Origin of the sequence: Mycolicibacterium sp. MU0050, from assembly GCF_963378085.1 — a bacterium.
Taxonomy (GTDB): domain Bacteria; phylum Actinomycetota; class Actinomycetes; order Mycobacteriales; family Mycobacteriaceae; genus Mycobacterium; species Mycobacterium wendilense.
Window position 1 is genome coordinate 1408802 of the sequence record NZ_OY726395.1, and the last position, 16438, is coordinate 1425239.

The 16438-nt window shown below is 68.0% G+C and carries 16 protein-coding genes; 8 read left to right on the plus strand and 8 right to left on the minus strand.

What is annotated here, in order from left to right; all coding sequences use genetic code 11:
• Positions 1 to 29: 29 nt before the first annotated feature.
• Positions 30 to 644: a TetR/AcrR family transcriptional regulator gene (locus R2K23_RS06810; RefSeq protein ID WP_316515460.1), complete on the minus strand. Its 615-nt coding sequence runs from the start codon at positions 642 to 644 to the stop codon at positions 30 to 32.
• 241 nt (positions 645 to 885) lie between these two features.
• Between R2K23_RS06810 and R2K23_RS06815 the strand changes: the two genes are divergently transcribed.
• Together R2K23_RS06815 and R2K23_RS06820 are read left to right on the plus strand one after the other, a co-directional pair.
• Positions 886 to 1272: an LLM class flavin-dependent oxidoreductase gene (locus tag R2K23_RS06815; protein ID WP_316515462.1), complete on the plus strand. Its 387-nt coding sequence runs from the start codon at positions 886 to 888 to the stop codon at positions 1270 to 1272.
• On the plus strand, positions 1191 to 1865 hold the full coding sequence (locus R2K23_RS06820; protein ID WP_316515464.1) for an LLM class flavin-dependent oxidoreductase: 675 nt from the start codon (positions 1191 to 1193) through the stop codon (positions 1863 to 1865). The genes R2K23_RS06815 and R2K23_RS06820 overlap by 82 nt, the downstream gene beginning before the upstream one ends.
• Positions 1866 to 1886: 21 nt before the next feature.
• Here the strand turns inward: R2K23_RS06820 and R2K23_RS06825 are convergent, their stop codons facing one another.
• The 3 genes from R2K23_RS06825 to R2K23_RS06835 all read right to left on the minus strand — a co-directional run bounded on the left by R2K23_RS06825 (position 1887) and on the right by R2K23_RS06835 (position 4535).
• Complete coding sequence (locus R2K23_RS06825; protein WP_316515467.1) at positions 1887 to 2696, minus strand: crotonase/enoyl-CoA hydratase family protein; 810 nt, start codon at positions 2694 to 2696, stop codon at positions 1887 to 1889.
• Between the two features lie 157 nt (positions 2697 to 2853).
• A complete protein-coding gene (locus R2K23_RS06830) occupies positions 2854 to 3288 on the minus strand; it encodes a nuclear transport factor 2 family protein (protein ID WP_316515470.1) in 435 nt (144 codons plus the stop codon).
• Positions 3289 to 3296: 8 nt separating this feature from the next.
• Complete coding sequence (locus R2K23_RS06835; protein ID WP_316515472.1) at positions 3297 to 4535, minus strand: cytochrome P450; 1239 nt, start codon at positions 4533 to 4535, stop codon at positions 3297 to 3299.
• A gap of 345 nt (positions 4536 to 4880) precedes the next feature.
• Between R2K23_RS06835 and glsA the strand changes: the two genes are divergently transcribed.
• Positions 4881 to 6152 carry a glutaminase A gene (gene glsA, locus R2K23_RS06840; protein ID WP_316515473.1) on the plus strand — a complete coding sequence of 424 codons (1272 nt, stop codon included), beginning with the start codon at positions 4881 to 4883 and terminating at the stop codon, positions 6150 to 6152.
• On the opposite strand, the gene R2K23_RS06845 is transcribed toward glsA, so the two are convergent.
• Positions 6149 to 7753: an adenylate/guanylate cyclase domain-containing protein gene (locus R2K23_RS06845; RefSeq protein WP_316515475.1), complete on the minus strand. Its 1605-nt coding sequence runs from the start codon at positions 7751 to 7753 to the stop codon at positions 6149 to 6151. The two genes, glsA and R2K23_RS06845, sit on opposite strands and share 4 nt — an antisense overlap.
• A 101-nt stretch (positions 7754 to 7854) precedes the next feature.
• On the opposite strand from R2K23_RS06845, the gene nucS reads away from it, so the two are divergent.
• The gene (gene nucS / locus R2K23_RS06850) at positions 7855 to 8526 is read left to right on the plus strand and encodes an endonuclease NucS (protein ID WP_316515476.1); all 672 of its coding nucleotides are present in this window, start codon (positions 7855 to 7857) and stop codon (positions 8524 to 8526) included.
• A complete protein-coding gene (locus tag R2K23_RS06855) occupies positions 8526 to 8831 on the plus strand; it encodes a hypothetical protein (protein WP_396893179.1) in 306 nt (101 codons plus the stop codon). Before nucS ends, R2K23_RS06855 begins: the two co-directional genes overlap by 1 nt.
• A gap of 14 nt (positions 8832 to 8845) precedes the next feature.
• On the opposite strand, the gene mce is transcribed toward R2K23_RS06855, so the two are convergent.
• Positions 8846 to 9319 carry a methylmalonyl-CoA epimerase gene (gene mce / locus R2K23_RS06860; RefSeq protein ID WP_316515477.1) on the minus strand — a complete coding sequence of 158 codons (474 nt, stop codon included), beginning with the start codon at positions 9317 to 9319 and terminating at the stop codon, positions 8846 to 8848.
• Positions 9320 to 9403: 84 nt separating this feature from the next.
• Between mce and R2K23_RS06865 the strand changes: the two genes are divergently transcribed.
• The 3 genes from R2K23_RS06865 to R2K23_RS06875 all read left to right on the plus strand — a co-directional run bounded on the left by R2K23_RS06865 (position 9404) and on the right by R2K23_RS06875 (position 11973).
• The gene (locus R2K23_RS06865; protein ID WP_316515479.1) at positions 9404 to 10585 is read left to right on the plus strand and encodes an acetyl-CoA C-acetyltransferase; all 1182 of its coding nucleotides are present in this window, start codon (positions 9404 to 9406) and stop codon (positions 10583 to 10585) included.
• Positions 10586 to 10646: 61 nt separating this feature from the next.
• A complete protein-coding gene (locus tag R2K23_RS06870; RefSeq protein WP_316515480.1) occupies positions 10647 to 11042 on the plus strand; it encodes a DUF3817 domain-containing protein in 396 nt (131 codons plus the stop codon).
• Positions 11043 to 11055: 13 nt separating this feature from the next.
• Complete coding sequence (locus R2K23_RS06875) at positions 11056 to 11973, plus strand: co-chaperone YbbN (RefSeq protein WP_396893182.1); 918 nt, start codon at positions 11056 to 11058, stop codon at positions 11971 to 11973.
• 75 nt (positions 11974 to 12048) lie between these two features.
• Here the strand turns inward: R2K23_RS06875 and glgB are convergent, their stop codons facing one another.
• Together glgB and R2K23_RS06885 are read right to left on the minus strand one after the other, a co-directional pair.
• Positions 12049 to 14277 (minus strand): 1,4-alpha-glucan branching protein GlgB, encoded by a 2229-nt coding sequence (gene glgB / locus R2K23_RS06880; protein WP_316515481.1) that lies wholly within the window; start codon positions 14275 to 14277, stop codon positions 12049 to 12051.
• 26 nt (positions 14278 to 14303) lie between these two features.
• Positions 14304 to 16373, minus strand: a complete 2070-nt coding sequence (locus R2K23_RS06885; RefSeq protein WP_316515482.1) for an alpha-1,4-glucan--maltose-1-phosphate maltosyltransferase — start codon at positions 16371 to 16373, stop codon at positions 14304 to 14306.
• Between the last annotated feature and the right edge of the window lie 65 nt (positions 16374 to 16438).

The following is a 16438-nucleotide window of genomic DNA, read 5'->3' on the forward strand; positions in this document are numbered from 1 at the left end:
CGGCACGGGCTCCCGTCGTCGTCGCGTCGCTAGTCGGCGACGGCGAGCCCGTGCCGGATCACACTCTGCGCATTGGCGACCACGGCCTCCAACGAGCCGCGGCGCGGGTCCCACCATTCCACCGCCCAGTTCAACGAGCCCAGGACCAGCATCTGCGCGATGTACAGGTCCAACTCGGGCCGCAATTGCCCCTCGCGGGCCAACTCGTTGATGAGGTTGCGCCAAACCTCGCCGTACCGCTCCTCCTCGCGGATCTGACGTTTACGGATGGCCAACGGGACCTGTCCGGCGTTGCGGATGGAGGCGGTGGTGTAGTGCGAGATCTCCAAGGCGTGCCGCAGGTGGGTCGCCACAGCGGTGTCCAAGCGGTCCAGCGGCGGGGTGCCGTCGGGCAGATCGGCGAGCGCGGCCGTGACGTGTTCGCGCATATCGGCGATTCCGGCCCACATCACCTCTTCGATGAGCGCATCGCGGGAGGGGTAGTAGTAGTAGATTGCCGGCGCCTGGATCTCGGCCTCCGCCGCGACGTCGGTCAGGCGCAGCCCGGCATAACCCCGCACGCTGAGCACGTGGGCGGCAGCGTCGAGAATCTTGGCGCGCGTCTGTGCGGACTTGGACTCCGTGACCTGTTCGGCGTCATCCAACAGAGTGGATGTCGCTGAGCCATTGCTTTTCCGCCGAGCCATTTTTCTATCTTACTTCGTACCACCGCGCCAAATGCGCTCTCGGTGCGCACGCACTACGAAGAAACCCCAGTTGAACGCCTCCTTAGGCGGCCCTCGGTCTCCTTTAATCGCGAGTCGATTTTCTCGGCGCCGACACCTGCGGGTGGGCTACCCTGTGGCAAGGCGGAGCGAAAACCTCGGCCGGAGAGGGATTTACGAAATGACGTTGACCATGTCGTGTGTCCTGGTGCCTGAGGCGCGCAGCGCCGAATACGCACGGATCGCCGAAGACCTCGGCTACGCCCGCGCGTGGTTCTACGACTCGCCGGCCCTTTACTCCGACGTATGGGTGCGGATGTGCCAGGCCGCCGAGCGCACCGACCGGATCGGTCTGGGCACCGGCGTGATGGTGCCCAGCAACCGCCACCCCCTGACGACCGCCTCGGCGATCGCGACGCTGGTCGATGTCGCCGGCCCGACCGGTTATGCGTGGGAGTGGGGACCGGTTTCACGTCGCGGGTGGCGATGGGACAACCGCCGATGCGCTGGCGGGACGTGGAGCGGTACGTCGAGACGGTGCAGGGCCTGCTCCGCGGGGAGGTGGTGAGCTGGGACGGCGCGGCGGTGCAACTGCTGCACTCCCCGGGGTTGGCGCCCGAGCGACCGATCAGCGTGCCGTTCGTGTTCGCCGCCGACGGGCCGAAGGGTCAGGCCGTGGCGCGCCGGCTGGGCAGCGGTGTCTTCTCCACCCGGGCACCGATTCCCGGCTTCGACTGGAGTGTCGTGTTGACGTTGGGCACGGTGCTCGAGGACGACGAGAGCCCGGAGTCCGAGCGGGTCCTGGCCGCGGCCGGCCATGCGGGCGGGGTGTTGCTGCACTTCCTGCACACCACCGGGCAACTGCCCGCCGACGAGGAAGCGCTCTGGTTGCAGGGCTACGCGGGAATCCCCGCGGAGCGAAGGCATCTGGCGATGCACCATGGTCACTTGGTGCACCTCAATGAACAGGACAAGCCCTACGTCACCGGGACGAGGCTGGCGGAGTGGGGCCTAGCGAAGAAGGCGGGGGACTGGGTGGACCAGTTCCGACAGGTTGAGCAAAGGGGCGGAACTGAGGTGGCTTTCCAGCCCGCCGGACCCGACATCCGCCGGGAGCTGGAAGCGTTCGCCGCGGCGTTCGCACGCTACCGCGGCAACTGAGCCAGGAGCACCGCCGCGGTACTACCGTCGCGGTTTGACACTGTCCAGACGGGCGCGGACGGCGGCGGCGAAGCCGGGATCGGCCAGCAGCCCCGCCACCGAGTCCTGCTCGGCGTCCAAGCCCTCCGCGAGGTCCACCCGACCGGCCATGTCCAGCAGTTTCTTCGCCTCCCGCAACGCATTACGGTCGTGCTGGGCGATCTCCCGAGCCAGTTCGGTGGCTGTCGAGATCGGGTCGTCGGCGGTGCGCGTGGCCAAACCCAGCCGCGCCGCCTCGTCGCCGCGGACCTTTCGGCCGGTGAAGGTCAGCTCCTTGGCGACGTCGCGGCCCACGAGTTCCGGAAGCAACTGGGTGCCGGCCATATCGGGGATCAGGCCCCAGACGATCTCCATCACGGACAGCTCGGCGGTGGGCGCGACGATGCGGATGTCGGCGCCGAGCGCGACCTGCAGGCCACCACCGAATGCCACGCCGTGGACCGCGGCGATCACCGGCACCTGGAGTTGGGACCAGACCCGCACCGCCTGCTGGCCGAGCGCGCGGGCGCCGCCGAGGCGGGTGTCACCGACCACGATCACCTCGGCCCCGGAGCTCTGAGACATCTGCGCGAACTGGGAGAAATCGAGCCCCGCGCAGAATGCGCGCCCGGCACCGGCCAGCACGACCGCTCGGACGGATTCGTCCGTGGCGAGGGACTGTCCCACATCGACCAAACCGTGGAACATCGAGTGGTCGAGCGCATTCAGTTTGTCGGGCCGGTTGAGCCGGACCTGCGCGACGCCACCGTCGACCTCGACGCTGACCGGGTTGGTTTCGTCCTTGGCTGTCATCTGACCTGTCTACTTGTTGGTTAGCGATGAAAAGCCGTGGCGCGCCGGCACCTCGGCGAACTCGGCTTCGGCGCGTGCGCGGCCGCGGCCCAGTAGTCGTCGGTACTGAGCTTGCGCTCGGCGAGGAGTACCTCGTGGACCTGTGCCCGCGTGCCGATCAAGGTGCCCCGGCCGGCGTGATCTCGATGCCTGCGGCCTGCGCTTGGATGACAGCGTGAGCCGCGTCGACGTACTCCCACACCTTGATGATCTCGTCACCGCGGGTCTCGACGCATACGCAGTATTCATTCGCGTACTTGCCACCGTTGGTGAACTCGCCGCTCAGGGTGAACCGCACGGTGCCGAGATTGCCTTCCCCATAGGCACTGTGCACGGTGGTCTGCATGGTCTCGCCGTTGTAGAGGTTGCTGAAGACTCGCTGCATGTTGCCGCGGATGACCTCTTTTCCGGTGCTGACGCTCTGCATGATCTCCGGTGGGATGGTCGGGGTGATCCACCACGTCACGTCGTCGGCGAGCACGGCGACGATGTCGTCGGGTTTTCCGAAGGCCTCGACCATTTGGGTGGCCAGTTGTGCGGGGGTGCGGGTCATGGTTACTCCTAGCGGGTTGTGGGCGTGAAGGTGCACGGCATCCGCTTCACGGCGCGGATGATGGTGTTCAGTTCGTATTCGGGTTCGCCGACCTCGAGGTCGGGGACCCGGGTCAACAATTCGGTGAACATCGACCTGAGCTGGTGTCGGGCCAGCTGGGCTCCGAGGCAGTAGTGGGGCCCGCCGCCGCCGAACGCGAAGTGGTGATTGGGCCGCCGCCGGATGTCGAAGGTACGCGCATCGGGGAACACCCGCTCATCGAAGTTCGCCGCGGGGTAGAACAGGACCACCTTGTCGCCCTCCAGGATGTCCATGCCGGCGAGTTCGACGTCGCGGGTGGCGGTGCGGCGCATGGTCATCACCGGGCTGGCCCAGCGCAGGAATTCCTCGATTGCGGCGGGCAGCATCCCGTCCAGGTCGTCCTGGACGAGCTTGCGCTGTTCCGGATGGTTCGTCAGGGCGTGCATCGCCACGCTGATGGTGTTGCGGGTGGTGTCGCTGCCCGCGACGCACAGCAGCAGGAAGAACGACGAAATCTCCATCTGGGTGAGCTTCTCGCCGTCGACCTCGGCCTGGACCAGGTTGGTCATCAGGTCGTCCTGCGGGTCGACGCGACGCTGCTCGGCGATGTTCTGGGCGAGGCCGTGCAGGTACATGGCGGCCTCGGCCTGGACCTCGGCGGGGTCGCGGCCTTGGTTGATCTCCGGATCCTGGAAGCCGTTGATCTTGATCGCGGCGTCGATCATCTCGTCACGGTGTTCGGCCGGGATGCCGACCATCTCGGAGATGGTCCACAACGGGAGTCGCGAGGAGACGTGTTGGACGAAGTCGCATGCACCCGACTCGATGCGGGACAGATCCGTCACGATCGCCGCGGCCTGGGCGGCGATCTGGTCGCTGATGGTGCGCAAGCGTTTCGGGGTGAATGCGGACGAGACCAGCGTCCGGATCTTCACGTGTCGAGGTGCGTCCAGCGCGAGGATCGATGCCATCGCCTCGTAGGCCTCCGGCGGGAAGTCCTCGTACATCATGCCCTGGCCGCTGCAGAACGTCGCCGGATCCTTGGACACCGCGGCGAGCTCGTGATAACCGGTCACGGCCCAGAAGCCGTCCTCGTCGGGATTGATCACAGGCATGGTGCCCTCGGCGGGCGGCTGCCAGGAGACCGGAAGTTCGGCGCGCAGCGGCGCGAAGATGTTTTCTTCGCGATCTTCAGGGCTGGCCAGCCAGAAGGCAAGATCTCCCACCCGCGCACCGGCAAGGGGAGGGCGAACACGCGTCGTCGTCACAGGGCGTCTCCTCGTGCATCTTCGGTCGGACCGTGCCGTCGACCAGCCTGCATCGTGGCATGCCGGCGGCACTGTGGCCATGTGTGGTGCCACGGGCAGTCCCGTGCGTGACACACGCAACACCGAGGCCAGTGCGGTTTAATCTACAGTAAATTCCGGGCTTGGGGATGGAAATGGCGTCCGCGATCTCTTGGCCGGCCCACCCGGCCCACCCGGCCCACCCGGGCCGCCGGAGCGCCCAGCGCCTGCGTGCGATTCCTCGGCGCACTGCCCCGGCACTCCCCGGGCAGTACACTCGTCACCGTGTCGGTATTGGTGCAGAAGTACCTCGACGAGATCCGCGCCGAGCATGCCGACATCACCGACGGGGCGGTGGCGCACTACATTCCGGAGCTCGCGAGCGTCGACCCGTCGTCGTTCGGATTGTCCCTCGAGCTGTCCGACGGCTACGTCTACGAAACCGGCGACAGCGCAGTGGAATTCACCATCCAGTCGATCTCGAAGCCGTTCACCTACGCGCTGGTGCTCGACCAGGTGGGCGCCGACGCGGTGGACACCAAGATCGGGGTCGAGCCGTCGGGAGAGCCGTTCAACGAGATCAGCGTCGACAACCAGACCAAAACACCGAAGAACGCGATGATCAATGCCGGTGCCATTGCTGCGGTGTCGCTGATCCCGGGCGCGGATCCGGCGGAGCGGTTCGACCGACTGCTGGACTTCTACTCGGTGTGCGCCGGTCGCCGCCTCGACGTCGACGAGGAGGTGTACCGCTCGGAGAAGACGACCGGCAGCCGGAACCGGGCCATTGCCTACATGTTGCAGAGTTTCGGGGTGCTCGACGGCGACCCGGATGAGGTCCTCGACGTCTACTTCCGGCAGTGCGCCATCAAGGTCACCAGCTCGGACCTGGCCTGCATGGCCTCGACGCTCGCGCGCGGGGGCGTCAACCCCGGCAGCGGCATTCGGGCGATGTCGCCGGCCGTGGTGCAGCGGACGCTGAGCGTCATGATGACCTGCGGCATGTACGACGCGACCGGCATGTGGGCCACCACCGTCGGCATGCCGGCGAAAAGCGGTGTGGGCGGCGGCATCATCGCGGTGTTGCCCAGCCAGCTGGGGATCGGCGTCTACTCGCCACCGCTGGACCGGAACGGCAACAGCGTGCGCGGTCTGCGCGCCTGTCAGAGCCTGTCGGCCCAACTCGGTTTGCACGTCATGTCCGTCACCCGGGAATCACGCTCGACCATCCGGGCCACCCACGACATCGCTCCCGGGGTCCGGGTCTACGAACTGCACGGGGACCTGCTGTTCGCCGGTGCCGAACGGGCGCTGCGCACCGTCGAACACGACAGCGACGGGATCGACGTCGCGATCCTCGAACTGTCTCGCGTCGACGACATCAACGACGTGGCCCGGCGCATGCTGGCCGGGATGCGCGAATCATTGGAACGAGCGGGCAAGGAAGGCTACCTCGTTGACCCTGATCGCAGGGTGATGCCGACCGGCCGCCCCAGCGCGGGGGCAGTCATCTTCCCCACCGTCGACGAGGCGCTGCGCGCGGCCCGTGACCGCTAGCGCGGGCGGGCCAGCTGGGTGGGCACCTCGTAACCGCGCAGCGTCACCGCGTCGCCGAGCGTCCACAACGCCCGCTCGGTGTCGGTGGCGCCGTTCACGGTGTCCGAGGAGGCCAGCAGCCGCCCCGGCGATGTCTTCGCCAGCTCGCACAGCCGGGCCGCCTCGTTGACCGGGGCGCCGATGACGGTGTACTCGAAACGGTCGTGTGCCCCGACATTTCCGGCCACGACGGTGCCGGCCGCGACCCCGATGCCGGCCTCGATCCCGGGGACCTCCTCGCACAGGCGGGTGGCGATGCCCCGGGCGGTGGCCAGGGCGGCGTCCTCCGGGCTGTCGAGGTCGTTGGGGGCGCCGAACACCGCGAGGCAACCGTCGCCCTCGAACTTGTTGAGCAGCCCGCCGTGCTCGTTCACTTCGTCGACGACCACCGTGAAGAAACGGTTCAACAAGGCCACCACCTCGGTGGCCGCTCGGGAGGTGACCAAGGTGGTGGAACCGACGATGTCGACGAAAAGCACTGCGGCGTGCCGCTCTTCGCCGCCGAGGTCCACTTGTCGAGCCTCGGCGGCCGCCGCCACCTCGCGTCCCACGTGCCGGCCGAACAGGTCACGGACCCGCTCGCGTTCGCGTAGGCCGGCGACCATCGCGTTGAAACCGCGCTGCAACTGGCCCAATTCGGTGCCGTCGAACACCACCAGGTTGGTGTCCAGGTTGCCCTCTTCGACCCGTCGGAGCGCGGCGCGCACCACCCGGATCGGACTGGCGGTGATCCAGGCCGCCACCCACATCAGGCTGAATCCGAAAATCAATGTCGCGGCACAGGAAATGAGCACCGCCACGGCGAACTGGGTTTGGGTGAGGTTGCGCAGCAGCAGGACGAACAACGCGATCAGGCCGATGCCGACCACCGGTACCCCGGCGCCGACCATCCACACGGTCATGATCCGGCCCATGATGCCCGGCGCGATCCGCTTCGGGGGCGCGCCGGCCTCGAGCGCCTGGGCGGCCACCGGGCGTAACGCGAACTCAGTGAACAGGTAGGCGAAAGTGGCGACCATGACGCCGCAGATGCCGATCGCGATCAGGAAGCGGGGGATGAACAAGGTGTCGTAGATCCCGTAACCGACCGCGAGAATGATGGTGCCCACGCCCCAGAGCACCAGGTGCGCCAGGGCCACCCGCCACGGTGCGACGAAGGTCTGACGCAGGTTGTGCGGCGTCGGGGCATCGTCCTCGATGGCCCAGCGCAGCGCGTTGACCGTGCTCCGCGTGATCCATACAGTTCCCACCCCGAGCGCGAGCGTCAGATAAGCCGGAGCTACTCCGAACGTCAACCATCTCGGTGCGTCGTCGAACACGCTGGGGTCCGGGAAGGCGACGGTGACCAGCAGTATCGAGACGGCCATCCCCACCAGGTTGGTGACCATGATGAAGGCCGTCAGGATGAGCTGGATCCGGACCCGGCGTCGTTGGGGGCCCTCGGCGACGTGTCCGAGCAGCCAGGAGCCGTAGGAGGACGTCTCCGGTAACCGGCCACTGGTTTGCGTCAGGCGCTCCAGAAAGCGGCCCAGTCGCTGCGCCAGCGTCGCGTTGGCTTTCATCGGTTTTTCAGCCTAGTACCGACGGGGACGGTTACCCCTGAGATGACGCGTTGCGTTGTGGTGCCGGAGTGCCGGCGGCGGTACCCCCTAAGGTTGGTCGGGTGCGTCTCGTGATCGCCCAGTGCACCGTGGACTATGTCGGCCGGCTCACGGCCCATCTGCCGTCGGCGCGCCGGCTGCTGCTGATCAAGGCCGACGGCTCGGTCAGCGTGCACGCCGACGACCGGGCGTATAAACCACTGAACTGGATGAGTCCCCCGTGCTGGATCGCCGAGGACACCAGCGGCGAGCGGCCGGTGTGGGTGGTGGAGAACAAAGCCGGCGAGCAGCTGCGGATCACCATCGAGGACATCGAGCACGACAGCGAACACGAGCTCGGGGTGGACCCGGGTTTGGTGAAGGACGGAGTCGAGGCGCACCTGCAGGCGTTGTTGGCCGAGCACGTCGACCTGCTCGGGGTGGGCTACACCCTGGTGCGCCGCGAGTACATGACCGCGATCGGCCCGGTGGACCTGCTCTGCCGTGACGAGGAGGGCAAGACCGTCGCGGTCGAGGTGAAGCGGCGCGGGGAGATCGACGGCGTCGAGCAGTTGACGCGTTACCTGGACCTGCTCAACCGGGACAGCCTGATTGCCCCCGTCAGCGGGGTCTTCGCGGCCCAGCAGATCAAACCGCAGGCCCGCACGCTGGCCACGGATCGCGGAATTCGTTGTGTGACCTTGGATTACGACAAGATGCGGGGCCTCGACAGCGACGAGTACCGGCTGTTCTGATGGCCCGCAATCGGCGCTCGGCCAAACGGCAGGGGCCGCACCGGCCGCTCGGAATGCCGCTGGGCGGTCGTCGCATCGAAACCGGCGCCGACGGCTACGACTACGAGGTGCGGGTCGTCACGGCGGCCCGGGCGACGAAGACCTATCGGTGCCCCGGCTGTGATCAGGAGATTCGGCCCGGTGTCGCGCACGTCTTGGCGTGGCCCGCCGACCTGGGGGAGAGTGCCGTGGAGGATCGGCGGCACTGGCACACGCCGTGTTGGGACAAGAGAGCCAACCGGGGACCGACCAGGAGATGGTCGTAGGGGTAGGCGGCTGACTAGTGTGCGTCGGCGGCGGGCTCGACGAGCTCGATCAGCACGCCACCGGCATCCTTGGGGTGGACGAAGTTGATTCGGGAGTCGGCGGTGCCGCGACGGGGGGCGTCGTAGAGCAGCCGGACGCCCTGCTCGCGCAGCCGCTCGGAGAGGGCATCGATGTCGCTGGTCCGGTAGGCGAGCTGCTGCAGTCCCGGACCGCGGTTGTCGATGAACTTGGCGATGGTCGACGACTCGTTGAGCGGGGCCAGCAGCTGGATCTGGGCGCTGCCGACCGGCGCGCCGCGGACGCTGAGCATGGCCTCGATGACGCCCTGCTCCTCGTTGACCTCCTCGTGGAGCACGATCATGCCCAGATGGTCGTGGTACCACTTCTTGGCCGCCTCGAGGTCCGGCACGGCGATACCGACATGGTCGATGGCCGTCACCAAGGCGCTGGCCAGTGCGGGACGGGTATCAGCCTGGTCGGTAGTCATAACGCAAAGGTAACCTAGCGACGACAACTGCGCATATGCCCCAGGTCACAACCGGCCTCGGAGCGACCTGTCTTGGAGGAACTCATGACGACATCAGTGATCGTTGCTGGAGCCCGCACGCCGATCGGCAAGCTCTCCGGGGCGCTGAAGGATTTCTCCGGTTCCGACCTGGGCGCGATCGCGATCAAGGGTGCGCTGGAAAAGGCCGGTGTCGAGCCATCGGCCGTGCAGTACGTGATCATGGGACAGGTGCTCACCGCCGGCGCCGGGCAGATGCCCGCGCGGCAGTCCGCCGTCGGCGCGGGGATCCCCTGGGACGTGCCGGCGCTGTCGATCAACAAGATGTGTCTGTCCGGCATCAACGCCATCGCCATGGCCGACCAGTTGATCCGCGCCGGGGAGTTCGACGTGGTGGTCGCCGGCGGCCAGGAGTCCATGACCCAGGCCCCGCACCTGCTGCTGGACTCGCGGTCCGGCTACAAGTACGGCGACGTGACGGTCAAGGACCACCTGGCCTACGACGGGCTGCACGACGTGTTCACCGATCAGCCGATGGGTGCGCTGACCGAGCAGCGCAACGACACCGACAAGTTCACCCGCGCCGAGCAGGACGAGTACGCCGCCAAGAGCCATCAGAAGGCGGCCGCGGCCTGGAAGGACGGGGTGTTCGCCGACGAGGTGGTCCCGGTGCAGATCCCGCAGCGCAAGGGCGACCCGATCGAGTTCGCCGAAGATGAGGGCATCCGCGGCAACACCACCGCGGAGTCGCTCAGCGGCCTGCGGCCGGCATTCCGCAAGGACGGCACCATCACCGCGGGCTCGGCCTCGCAGATCTCCGACGGTGCCTGCGCGGTGGTCGTGATGAGCAAGGCCAAGGCCACCGAGCTGGGTCTGGACTGGCTGTGCGAGATCGGCGCCCACGGCGTGGTCGCGGGACCGGACTCCACGCTGCAGTCGCAGCCGGCCAACGCCATCAAGAAGGCCATCGGCCGCGAAGGAATCACCGTCGACCAGCTGGACGTCATCGAGATCAACGAGGCGTTCTCCGCGGTGTCGCTGGCCTCGACTAAGGAGCTCGGGGTTGACCCGGAGAAGGTGAACGTCAACGGTGGCGCGATCGCCGTCGGGCACCCGATCGGGATGTCGGGGGCGCGGATCGTGCTGCACGCCGCCCTGGAGCTCAAGCGTCGCGGTAACGGCTACGCCGTTGCTGCGCTGTGCGGCGCCGGTGGTCAGGGCGACGCCCTGGTATTGCGCGCCGGCTGACCGGCGAGCGGGGGACCGCGACAACTACACGGAGTAGTAGCTGGCGTCGCGGATGGGCACAATGTCTGATGTGAACACCGCGACGACTAGCACTCTGGACATCCGGACGACGGCCGGCCGATTTCGACTGGTGGCGCTCGCCGAGGCCGTCAGCTGGGTAGGTCTGCTGCTCGGGATGTACTTCAAGTACCTCGGGACCCCGCAGACCGAGATCGGCGTGAAGATCTTCGGACCCCTGCACGGCGGCATCTTTGTCGCGTTCCTGGCCGTCGCGCTGTTCGCCGGTATCGCCTACAAGTGGTCGTTGCCGACCTATGTGTGGGCTTTGCTGGCGAGTATCGTGCCGCTGGCCACAGTGATCTTCGTCATATGGGCGGATCGGACGGCCAAACTGGGCGCTCCGGGGCGGACGTCCGATCGGACCCCGGCAGGTCGACCGGTGCCCGAGGCGACGTGACAGACTTGTCTGCGTGACACCGCCACGCGCTTCTGATCCCTCGCGTCTTGCGGCGGCGGCCTCGATGGCCGGTGCCGTCGACCTTTCCGCCCTGAAACGCCCGGCCGGCGAGTCGGCCGCGGCGGGCGGCGCCCCGCCGAACATTCCCAACGCCGTGGAGATCACCGAGGCCAACTTCGAGGCCGAGGTGCTGATCCGCTCCGGCGAGGTGCCCGTCGTCGTGGTGGTGTGGTCGCCGCGCAGCGACGCCTCGGTGCAACTGGCCGAGACCCTCGGCGCGTTCGCCGGCCAGGACGCCGGTAAATGGGTCCTGGCGACCGTCGACGCCGACACCACGCCCCGCGTTGCGCAGGCGTTCGGAGTGCAGGCCATCCCCACCGTCGTCGCGCTGGCCGCGGGCCAGCCGCTGTCGAACTTCCAGGGCATGCAACCGCCCGAGCAGCTGCGCAAGTGGGTCGACTCGCTGCTCGAGGCCACCGCGGGCAAGCTGTCCGGCGGTTCTTCCGAGGAGCCCGAGCAGGTCGATCCGGCTCTCGCCGCCGCGCGCACGCATCTCGAGTCCGGTGACTTCGAGGCCGCCAAGTCCGCGTACGAGGCGATCCTGGCCGCCGACCCCGGGCATGCCGAAGCCAAGGGCGCGATCCGGCAGATCACCTTCCTGAGCCGGGCCACCGCACAGAACCCGGACGCGGTGGCGGCCGCCGATGCCGACCCGGACAACGTCGAGGCCGCCTTCGCCGCGGCGGACGTCCAGCTGCTCAGCCAGGACGTCGCGGGTGCCTTCGAGCGCCTCATCTCTCTGGTGAAGCGGACCGCCGGCGACGAGCGCGCCGCCGTGCGCGCCCGGCTGGTGGAGCTCTTCGAGCTCTTCGACGCGGCCGACCCCGACGTCATCGCCGGGCGCCGCAACCTGGCCAACGCGCTGTTCTAGGCTGCCCCGCTCGACTTCCCGCCCGCGCCGAGGTCGACGTTTTGCCGGAAGTCACTCGCACAAAGCGGCCCAAACTCACCTTTGGGCGGGTTGTGAGTCGGAGTCGGGGCGCAGCCAGAGGGCGGCGTTCGGGGGCAGCACCAGCACCGCCGAGGCCGGCCGTCCGTGCCAGGGCTCGGCCGTCGCGTCCACGCCGCCGAGGTTGCCCGCGCCGGCGCCGTTGTAGGTCGTGGCGTCGGTGTTGAGCACCTCGCTCCAGCGGCCGGCGTGCGGCAACCCCAGCCGGTAGCTGGAGTGTTCGGCCCCGGAGAAGTTGAACACGCAGGCCAGCACCGACCCGTCGGCCCCGAAGCGCAGGAAGCTCAGCACGTTGTTGCCCGAGTCGTTGGCGTCGATCCACGAGTAGCCCTCGGGCTTGGTGTCCTGGGTCCACAACGCGGGGGTGTCCCGATAGATGCCGTTCATGTCGCGCACCAGCTGCTGGATGCCGGTCGAGAAGCTGTTCTCGTCGAGCTGGAACCAGTCGACCCCGCGCTCCTCGGACCATTCCGCGCGCTGGCCGAACTCCTGGCCCATGAACAGCAGCTGCTTGCCGGGGTGCGCCCACTGATATGCCAGCAGGCTGCGCAGCCCGGCGGCCTTGACGTGGTCGTCGCCCGGCATCCGGCTCCATAGCGTGCCCTTGCCGTGCACCACCTCGTCGTGGCTGATGGGCAGCACGTAGTTCTCGCTGAACGCATACAGCATCGAGAACGTCATCTCGTGATGGTGGTAGCTGCGATAGATCGGGTCGCGGCTGATGTAGTCCAGCGTGTCGTTCATCCAGCCCATGTTCCACTTCATCGAAAAGCCAAGTCCGCCAAGGCTGGTGGGGCGGGTCACGCCGGGCCAGGAGGTGGACTCCTCGGCGATGGTGACCACGCCGGGGGCGGTCTTGTGCACGGTGGCGTTCAGCTCCTGCAGGAACTGCACCGCCTCGAGGTTCTCGCGACCGCCGTAGATGTTGGGCGTCCAGTCGCCCGCAGGCCGCGAGTAGTCCAGGTACAGCATCGACGCCACCGCGTCGACCCGCAGCCCGTCGATGTGGAACTCCTGCAGCCAGTACAGCGCGTTGGCGACCAGGAAGTTGCGAACCTCCGGCCGGCCGAAGTCGAAGACGTAGGTCCCCCAATCGAGTTGCTCGCCACGGCGGGGGTCGGCGTGCTCGTAGAGCGCGGTGCCGTCGAACCGGCCCAGTGCCCACGCGTCCTTGGGGAAATGGGCCGGAACCCAGTCGACCAGAACGCCGATGCCGGCCCGGTGCAGGGCGTCGACCAGGTAGCGGAAGTCGTCGGGGGTGCCGAACCGGGAGGTCGGCGCGTAGTACGACGTCACCTGGTAACCCCACGACCCGCCGAACGGGTGCTCGGCGACCGGCAACAGCTCGACGTGGGTGAAGCCGTGGGCGACAACGTATTCGGTGAGCTCTTCGGCCAGTTCGCGATACGACAGGCCCGGCCGCCACGACCCGAGGTGCACCTCGTAGGTGCTCATCGGCTCGAAGACCGGGTTGCCGGCGCCACGCCGGGCCATCCACTCGCCGTCGGTCCAGGTGTAGTCGCTGACGAACAGCCGGGAGGCGGTCTGCGGCGGCACCTCGGTGGCGAATGCCATCGGGTCGGCACGGTCGGCGACGCTGCCGTCCGCGCCGTGGACCCGGAACTTGTAGAGGCCGTCGGTGGGGAAGTCGGGCCAGAACAACTCCCAGACCCCGGTCGAGCCCAGCACCCGCAGGGGCGCCTCGCGGCCGTCCCAATGGTTGAAATCGCCGATGAGGCTGACGCCCTTGGCGTTCGGCGCCCAGACCGCGAACGACACCCCCTCGACCGTGCCGTCCGGGGTCTCGAACGAGCGCGGGTGCGCCCCAAGGACCTCCCACAGGCGCTCGTGGCGGCCCTCGGCGAACAGGTGCAGGTCGACTTCGCCCAGCGTGGGCAGGAACCGGTAGCCGTCGGCCACCGTGAGGTCGAAAAGGTCGCCGTCGGGAGTCGGATAACCGATCTCCAGGCGGTAATCCATCAAATCGACGAACGGCAGGGCCACCGCGAACAGGCCGGAATCGATCGGCTGCAGCGGGTAACGCTGACCGCCGACCAGCGCGGTGACCCGCTCCGCGTGCGGCCGGAACGCCCGGATGACTGTGTGGTCACCGTATTCGTGCGCGCCCAGGATCGAGTGCGGGTCGTGGTGGGTGCCCGACACCAGCCGGTGCAGATCGGAGGGGTCCGGCGCCAGGTGCTTGCTGACGGTCTCGGTGCCGGTCATCGGGCCTCGTCCTCTCATGTCGTCGGTCACTGGCGGCGCAGCAACGTGCTGCGGGCCTCCGGGGGAATCAGTGGCATGTTCACGATGTGCGCGACCGCCTTGACCGGGTCGAGCCGAACGTAGTTGGCCTGACCCCACTGATATTCCTCTCCGCTGACCTCGTCGCGCACCCAGAATCGGTCGTAGGGCTGCATACCCAGCGCGCCCATGTCCAACCACAACGTGCCGTCCTCGGGCCCGAAGGGGTTGAGCGCAACCACCACCAGAACGCAGTCCCCGGTGACGGGATCGAACTTGCTGTACGCCAGCAGCGCGTCGTTGTCGATGTGGTGGAAGTGAATGGTGCGCATCTCGCGCAGCGCCGGATGCAACCGGCGGATCTCGTTGAGCTGGGTGAGGAACGGCTCCAGGGAACGGCCCTCGGCCAGCGCGGCGTCGAAATCGCGGGGACGCAGTTCGTACTTCTCCGAATCGAGGTATTCCTCGCTGCCCTCGCGCACCGGTTGGCTCTCGAACAGTTCGAAGCCGGAGTAGACGCCCCACAACGGGCTCATCGTCGAGGCCAGCACCGCGCGGATGGCGAACATGGCCGGGCCGCCGTGCTGCAGGCTCTCGTGCAGGATGTCCGGCGTGTTGACGAACAGGTTGGGCCGCGCGACGTCGGCGTACTCGGCGATCTGATTGCCGAACTCGGTGAGCTCCCACTTCGCGGTGCGCCAGGTGAAGTAGCTGTAGGACTGGGTGAACCCCAGCTTGGCCAGCCCGTAGAGCCGGGCGGGCCGGGTGAAGGCCTCGGACAGGAACAGCACATCGGGGTCGAGGCGTTTGACCTCGGCGATCAGCCAGGCCCAGAAGTTCGGCGGCTTGGTGTGCGGGTTGTCGACCCGGAACGTCTTCACACCGTGGGAAATCCAGTGCGTCACCACGCGCAACACCTCGGCGTAGAGACCGGCCGGGTCGTTGTCGAAGTTCAGCGGGTAGATGTCCTGATACTTCTTCGGAGGGTTCTCCGCGTAGGCGATGGTGCCGTCGGGCAGCTCGGTGAACCACTCCCGGTGGTGGGTGGCCCACGGGTGGTCCGGGGCGCACTGCAGCGCCAGATCGAGAGCGACCTCCAGGCCCAGATCGTTTGCCGCACCGACGAACTCGTCGAAGTCGGCCAGGGTGCCCAGCTCGGGGTGGATCGCGTCGTGGCCACCCTCGTCACTGCCGATCGCCCACGGCGAACCGACGTCGCCGGGGGCGGCGGTGACGGTGTTGTTGCGGCCCTTGCGGTGCACCTTGCCGATCGGGTGGATGGGCGGCAGGTACACCACGTCGAAGCCCATCCGGGCGATCCGCGGCAGCGCCTTGGTGGCCGTGGTGAAGGTGCCGTGCACGGGGCGACCCTCGGCGTCCCAGCCGCCGGTCGAGCGGGGGAACATCTCGTACCAGGCCGCGAAGCGGGCGGCGGGTCGGTCCACCCACAGCCCGAATTGCGGGCCCCGGGTCAGCAATTCGCGCAGCGGATATTGCTGCAACAGGGCGCCGACCTCCTCGGAGAGGGCGCGGGCGGCGCGTGCGCCGGCGTCACCGGGTTGCCGGAGCGCCTCGGCCGCGGCCTGCAGCGGGGCACGCTGCGCCCGCGGCACCCCGGTGGCCGCGCGGTCCAGCAGTTGGGCGCCCACCAACAGATCGTTGGACAACTCGGCCGCGCTCTGGCCGGCCTCGAGCTTGGCGATCACCGCCCGGCGCCAGGTGCTGATCGGATCCCCCCAACCGTCCACCCGGAACGTCCAAAGCCCGACCTCGTCGGGAACGAACTGGCCGTGCACCACGTCGGGGTTGTGGCCCGCCGCCATGGGCAGCAACTGCGGTTTGCGCCGCGAGTTCGCTGCGGGAGTCGGTCGGTCGTCGGCCGGTACCGCCGGGCCGCTCACCACCTGCGGATAGTTCGCGCCGTGGTAGCGCACCACCAGCGTGGCCGCGACCGCGTCGTGGCCCTCGCGCCACACCGTGGCACTGACCGGGACCACCTCGCCCACGACCGCTTTGGCCGGAAACCTGCCTCCGGACACTGCGGGCGCGACGTCATCGATCTCGATGCGACCGGACACTCATGCGCTCCTTAGGGCTCGATGGCTGCGGAAGGGTCTGCGCCGTGTTGGTCTTGGGTTTAACC

What these genes read in the sequence shown, in the direction of transcription:
- R2K23_RS06830 (WP_316515470.1), bottom strand. Translation starts at nt 3,288, where the DNA reads ATGACCCGCACCCCCGCACAACTGGCCACCCAAATGGTCGAGGCCTTC.
- R2K23_RS06855 (WP_396893179.1), top strand. Translation starts at nt 8,526, where the DNA reads ATGGCCCGCAATCGGCGCTCGGCCAAACGGCAGGGGCCGCACCGGCCG.
- glgB (WP_316515481.1), bottom strand. Translation starts at nt 14,277, where the DNA reads ATGACCGGCACCGAGACCGTCAGCAAGCACCTGGCGCCGGACCCCTCC.
- R2K23_RS06845 (WP_316515475.1), bottom strand. Translation starts at nt 7,753, where the DNA reads ATGAAAGCCAACGCGACGCTGGCGCAGCGACTGGGCCGCTTTCTGGAG.
- R2K23_RS06870 (WP_316515480.1), top strand. Translation starts at nt 10,647, where the DNA reads ATGTCTGATGTGAACACCGCGACGACTAGCACTCTGGACATCCGGACG.
- R2K23_RS06815 (WP_316515462.1), top strand. Translation starts at nt 886, where the DNA reads ATGACGTTGACCATGTCGTGTGTCCTGGTGCCTGAGGCGCGCAGCGCC.
- R2K23_RS06865 (WP_316515479.1), top strand. Translation starts at nt 9,404, where the DNA reads ATGACGACATCAGTGATCGTTGCTGGAGCCCGCACGCCGATCGGCAAG.
- R2K23_RS06825 (WP_316515467.1), bottom strand. Translation starts at nt 2,696, where the DNA reads ATGACAGCCAAGGACGAAACCAACCCGGTCAGCGTCGAGGTCGACGGT.
- mce (WP_316515477.1), bottom strand. Translation starts at nt 9,319, where the DNA reads ATGACTACCGACCAGGCTGATACCCGTCCCGCACTGGCCAGCGCCTTG.
- R2K23_RS06820 (WP_316515464.1), top strand. Translation starts at nt 1,191, where the DNA reads ATGGGACAACCGCCGATGCGCTGGCGGGACGTGGAGCGGTACGTCGAG.